Source organism: Phenylobacterium sp. (assembly GCF_024508875.1).
Classification (GTDB): Bacteria; Pseudomonadota; Alphaproteobacteria; order Caulobacterales; family Caulobacteraceae; genus Phenylobacterium.
The window spans coordinates 1-5,442 of sequence record NZ_JANINU010000162.1; the positions used below are offsets into that span (position 1 = coordinate 1).

The 5,442-nt window shown below is 66.3% G+C and carries 7 protein-coding genes; 6 read left to right on the forward strand and 1 reads right to left on the reverse strand.

From position 1 onward, the window contains the following. Positions 1-947 (reverse strand): D-glycerate dehydrogenase (locus Q0L11_RS13035; protein WP_296597782.1); only part of this gene is annotated, 947 nt, incomplete at its 3' end. A 112-nt stretch (positions 948-1,059) separates the two neighbouring features. On the opposite strand from Q0L11_RS13035, the gene Q0L11_RS13040 reads away from it, so the two are divergent. The 6 genes from Q0L11_RS13040 to Q0L11_RS13065 all read left to right on the forward strand — a co-directional run. Then, entirely contained in the window at positions 1,060-1,572 is a 513-nt protein-coding gene (locus tag Q0L11_RS13040; RefSeq protein WP_367183416.1) for an SH3 domain-containing protein, read from the forward strand. Positions 1,573-1,629: 57 nt separating this feature from the next. Beyond that, positions 1,630-2,157 (forward strand): 3-hydroxyacyl-[acyl-carrier-protein] dehydratase FabA, encoded by a 528-nt coding sequence (gene fabA / locus Q0L11_RS13045; RefSeq protein WP_296597783.1) that lies wholly within the window; start codon positions 1,630-1,632, stop codon positions 2,155-2,157. A 29-nt stretch (positions 2,158-2,186) separates the two neighbouring features. Continuing rightward, positions 2,187-3,398, forward strand: coding sequence for a beta-ketoacyl-ACP synthase I (fabB, locus tag Q0L11_RS13050; protein ID WP_296597784.1), 1,212 nt, complete (start codon positions 2,187-2,189; stop codon positions 3,396-3,398). Between the two features lie 3 nt (positions 3,399-3,401). Continuing rightward, the gene (locus Q0L11_RS13055) at positions 3,402-3,581 is read left to right on the forward strand and encodes an oxidoreductase-like domain-containing protein (protein ID WP_296597785.1); all 180 of its coding nucleotides are present in this window, start codon (positions 3,402-3,404) and stop codon (positions 3,579-3,581) included. A 274-nt stretch (positions 3,582-3,855) separates the two neighbouring features. Next, positions 3,856-4,860: a RhuM family protein gene (rhuM, locus tag Q0L11_RS13060; protein ID WP_296597786.1), complete on the forward strand. Its 1,005-nt coding sequence runs from the start codon at positions 3,856-3,858 to the stop codon at positions 4,858-4,860. A gap of 46 nt (positions 4,861-4,906) precedes the next feature. Then, a partial coding sequence (locus Q0L11_RS13065; RefSeq protein ID WP_296597787.1) for an SDR family oxidoreductase occupies positions 4,907-5,442 on the forward strand: 536 nt, incomplete at its 3' end.

The following is a 5,442-nucleotide window of genomic DNA, read 5'->3' on the forward strand; positions in this document are numbered from 1 at the left end:
CCGTCCATCCAGGTCTTGATGTTGATGATCACCTTCTCGCCCATGTCGACGCGGGACTCGACCGTGGCCGAGGCCATGTGCGGCAGCAGCACGGCGTTGGGCAGCTTCAGGAGCTTGGGATTGATCCGCGGCTCCTGCTCGAACACATCCAGCCCCGCGCCGGCGAGGGCGCCGCTCTCGAGGAGCTCGGTGAGGGCCTGCTCGTCGACGATGCTGCCGCGGGCGGTGTTGATGAGGAAGGCGTGCGGCTGCATCAGCTTCAGCCGCCGGGCCGAGAGCAGGTGGAAGGTGGCCGGGGTGGCGGGCGTGTGGACCGAGACGATGTCCACGCGCGCCAGCATCTGGTCCAGGCTGTCCCAGTAGGTCGCTTCCAGCTCGTCCGAGACCACGTGACTGACCGGCTTGCGGTTGTGGTAGTGGATCTGCAGGCCGAACGCGCGGGCGCGGCGGGCCACGGCGGATCCGATCCGGCCCATCCCGATGATGCCGAGGCGCTTGCCGGCGATGCGGCGGCCCAGCATCCAGGTCGGCGCCCAGCCGGTGAACTCGCCGGCCTGCACGGCGTTCGCCCCCTCGATCACCCGGCGCATGGTGGCCATCATCAGGGTGAGGGTCAGGTCGGCGGTGTCTTCGGTGAGCACGCCCGGAGTGTTGGTGACGACGATCCCGCGCGCCTGGGCGGCCGCCACGTCGATGTGATCGACCCCGGCGCCGAAGTTGGCGATCAGCTTCAGCTTGTCGCCCGCCTTTTCGATCAGGGCGGCGTCGATCCGGTCGGTGATGGTGCAGGCGAGCACGTCGCAGCGGCCCACCGCCTCGATGAGCGTCTTGCGCGCCATGGGCTCGTCCGTGAGGTTGAGCTCGGTGTCGAACAGTTCGCGCATCCGGGTCTCGACCGAGTCCGGCAGTTTGCGCGTGACGATGACTTTCGGCTTGCGGGCGGGCATGTGCCTACGGGAAAAAGGTGCGTGGCCAGCGCCGTTCGGGGCGCAACGATTTACGGAACCCTTAGCAAAGGGGCCCGGCACGGCCAAGGCGAGGCCGCTTCAGGGGTGAGGATTGCTTTCAAGGTCGAGGCAGACGGCGGCGGTGATCCTGGCGGGGCTGGTGTTGGCTGCGTCGGCGCCGGCAGGGGCCGCCGATCGGCCGACGCCCTCGGGCTACCCGGTGCCGCGCTACGTCACGCTGAAGTTCGGCAAGGTGAACGCGCGGTCGGGGCCGGGCGACGATCATCGCCTGCTCTGGGTCTACAGCACCCGCGGCCTGCCCGTGCAGGTGGTGGCCGAGACGGCCGAGTGGCGGCGGGTCTGCGATCCCGAGGGCGGCCTGGCCTGGGTCCACAAGCGCACGACGGACGGCCGGCGCGCCGTGATCAACACCCTGAACCGGCCGGCGCCGCTGCTGCACAGGCCCAAGGCCGGGGCGGAACCGGCCGCGTTCCTCAACGTTCGCGCCATGGCCAGCCTCGTGCGCTGCGAGAAGGGCTGGTGCAAGGTGAAGGCCGATGGCGCCGCCGGCTGGGTGCGCGAAGGTTCCCTCTGGGGCACGGCCGAAGCCCTGCAATGTCGTTGAGACCGTCGGTCGGCCTGTGGTAGGCCCGGCGCCTCTGAAGAACCAAGGCTCCCTTTGATGAACGACGTCGCGACCCGGCCCTCCAGTTTCTCGCTCGAAGAGCTCCTGGCTTGCGGCCGCGGCGAAATGTTCGGGCCGGGCAACGCCCAGCTCCCGGCCCCGCCGATGCTGATGTTCGACCGGATCGTCGAGATCAACTCGACCGGCGGCGCGCACGGCAAGGGCTACATCGAGGCCGAACTCGATATCCATCCGGGCCTCTGGTTCTTCGATTGCCACTTCATCGGCGACCCCGTGATGCCCGGCTGCCTGGGCCTGGACGCCATGTGGCAGCTCGTCGGCTTCTTCCTCGGGTGGAGCGGCGCGCCGGGTCGCGGCCGCGCCCTGGGCTGCGGCGAGGTGCGCTTCGCCGGCGAGGTGACGCCCGACATCAAGAAGGTCACCTACAAGATCGAGATGAAGCGGGTGATCCTGCGACGTCTCGTCATGGGCATCGGCGACGCGGTTCTTCTGGCCGACGGCAAGCCTATCTATGAGGCCAAGGATCTCCGGGTCGGCCTCTTCAAGCCCGAAGGACAGGCCTGAAGGCCGGAGAACTGGGAGGAGATCGACCGATGCGCCGCGTCGTCGTCACCGGGATGGGGATCGTCTCATCCATCGGCAACAACACCAACGAGGTGCTCGCGTCGCTGCGCGAAGCCAAGTCAGGGATTTCGGCCGCGCCGGAGTATGCCGAACTGGGCTTCCGCTGCCAGGTTCACGCCGCCCCGCAGATCGACTGGGAATCCATGGTCGACCGGCGCGCGGCGCGGTTCCTGGCCCAGGGAACGGCCTATGCCCACATCGCCATGGAGCAGGCCATCGCCGACTCCGGGCTGGACGAGGGCGAGATCAGCCATGAGCGCACCGGCCTGGTGGTCGGCGCTGGCGGCCCGTCCACGAAGGTGATCGTCGAGGCGGCCGCCACGGCGAGGGAGCGTGGGCCCAAGCGGGTCGGCCCGTTCGCGGTGCCCAAGGCGATGAGTTCGGGCCCGTCGGCCACGCTAGCCACCTGGTTCAAGATCCGCGGCCTGAACTTCTCGATCAGCTCGGCCTGCGCCACCTCGGCCCACTGCATCGGCGTCGGCTACGAGCAGATCCTCATGGGCAAGCAGGACGTCGTCTTCGCGGGCGGCTGCGAGGAGCTGGACTGGACCCTCAGCGTGATGTTCGACGCGATGGGCGCCATGAGCTCGAACTTCAATGACCGGCCGGCCGTGGCCAGCCGCGCCTACGACAAGGACCGCGACGGCTTCGTGATCGCCGGGGGCGCCGGGATCGTGGTCCTGGAGGAATACGAGCGGGCCAAGGCGCGCGGCGCCAAGATCTACGGCGAGATCGTCGGCTATGCGGCGAACTCGGACGGGTACGACATGGTTGCGCCCTCGGGCGAGGGCGCGGCGCGCTGCATGAAGCTGGCCATGTCCACCATCGGCGGCCGGACCATCGACTACCTGAACCCGCACGGCACCTCGACGCCGGTGGGCGACGCCAAGGAGATGGAGGCTGTGCGCGCCGTGTTCGGCGACAAGGCCCCGCTGATTTCCTCGACCAAGAGCCTGACCGGCCACAGCCTGGGCGCCGCCGGGGCGCAGGAGGCGATCTACTCGCTGCTGATGCTGAACAACGGCTTCGTGGCCGAGAGTGCGCACATCGAAAACCTGGACCCGGCCTTCGCCGACCTGCCCATCGTGCGCAAGCGCGAGGACCGGCCGCTGGAGACGGTGATGAGCAACAGCTTCGGGTTCGGCGGGACGAACGGCTGCCTGGTGATGGCGCGGGTCTAGGGGGTGGCCGATCCGGCCTATCCCCGCCCGCCCGACAAGCCGCAGGACTACGAGTGCTGCAAGCGCGGCTGCTGCCCGTGCATCTTTGACTACTACTACGACGCCCTGGAGCGCTGGGAGACGCGCGTCCGGGCGATGGGCGGCGACCCGGCGGCGGTGATGGGGAGGCCCACCCGAACCTAACCGTCTGTCGAAGCGGTCACGCTGGATTGATCGGCGACCCGTTGCGGGCGGCGGACTGCGGGGCGGAGACTCGCATTGCCGCGCCTTTTGTTCTACTATCGTTCCCTCGACCTAGAGCGGAATCCCGATGCCGACAGAACTAACCGCTGATGAACCCGTCCGCCTCGTTGAAGACGCGGACACAGGCGACCGGTTTCTCATCTACGGAACTGACCGCGGGCTCCGGGTAGAGCTTCGATACGAAGGTGACACGCTTTGGATGAGCCAATCTCAAATGGCGGACCTGTTTGGGATCGGCGTCACCACGGTGAACGAGCACGTTCTCAACGTGTATCGCGAAGGCGAGATTGATGAAGAGCCAACTATCCGGAAATTCCGGATAGTTCGCATGGAGGGCGGCCGCCAAGTTGCTCGAGAGGTTCTTCACTACAATCTGGACGCAATAATCGCAGTTGGTTACCGCGTCAGCTCCAAGCAAGGTACTTTATTCAGGCGATGGGCCACTGGGGTTTTGGTGCAGTTTGCAACGAAAGGATTCGTTGTTGACGTGGAAAGACTCAAAGCCCGGGGCGAACAAGATCGGATTGCCGAACTTCGCGAGATAATCCGCGACATTCGTTCGTCAGAGGCGAACATGTACGCGGAACTCCGAAACATCTGTGCGATGTGCCAGGATTACGAGCCCAGTTCAGATCAAGCGATCCGCTTCTATACAAGGATGCAGGCGAAGCTTTTCTATGCGGTGACCAACCGCACGCCCTCGGAGATTCAGAAGAGCCGGGCGGACGCGAAACAGCCAAATATGGGCTTGCAGACCTTCGCCGGTCGGGAGGTCACAAAGCGCGACGCTAAGGTCGCTAAGAACTATCTAGCGCCGGGTGAGATTGAGGAACTGAACCGACTGACCACGCTCCTGCTCGACATCTTCGACGACCAAGCCAAGATCGGCAAGCTCGTCAGGATGAGTCAGGCCGCGGAGCTGCTCGACAAGCAGCTTCACAACCTGGGACGCCAAGTCCTGACTCACGGTGGCAATATCGACCATCGGGACGCTGAAGCGACCGCGCTCAGGGATACGCCAAATTCGACGACAAGCGTCGTGAAGCCCGCAAAGCTGCCGCCGATGAAGAGTATGCGGCGCTCAAGGCAACGGACAAAGCACTTCCGAAGGCTGGTCGGGCGGGAAGAACGTCGTCCCGCGAGCGGTGGAAGCTGGGAGACTAGCTTGGTAGCAAGGCGATGTGCGGCGGTCGGCACGCTTCAGTGGATGACACAGTAGGAGGGATCGTCCAAAACCCGCCCAACGACGGATGGGAGAACACCACGTGGCCGACGAATACGAGATGCCGACCGGGACCCTGATGAAGGGCAAGCGGGGCGTCATCACCGGGGTCGCCAACCACCAATCCATCGCCTGGGGCATCGCCAGCCAGCTTGCCGCCCAGGGCGCCGAGCTCGCGTTCCTGCACCTGCCCGGCATGGAGCGGCGCGTTACGCCGCTGGCCGAGAGCGTCGGCGCCAAGCTGATCGCGCCGGCCGACGTGACCGACGACGCCTCGATGGACGAGGCGTTCGAGGCGGTCGCCAAGACGTTCGGCCAGATCGACTTCTTCCTCCATGCCATCGCCTTCGCCAACAAGGACGAGCTGAAGGGCAGCTTCGTCGACAACACGACCCGCGAGGGCTTCCTGCGGGCGATGAACATCTCGGCGTTCAGCTTCGTGGACTGCGCCCGGCGCGCCGCGGCCCTGATGCCCGAGACCGGCGGCTCGATCGTCACGCTGACGTACATGGGCTCGGAGCGGGCGATCCCGAACTACAACACCATGGGCGTGGCCAAGGCGGCGCTGGAGGCGGCGAC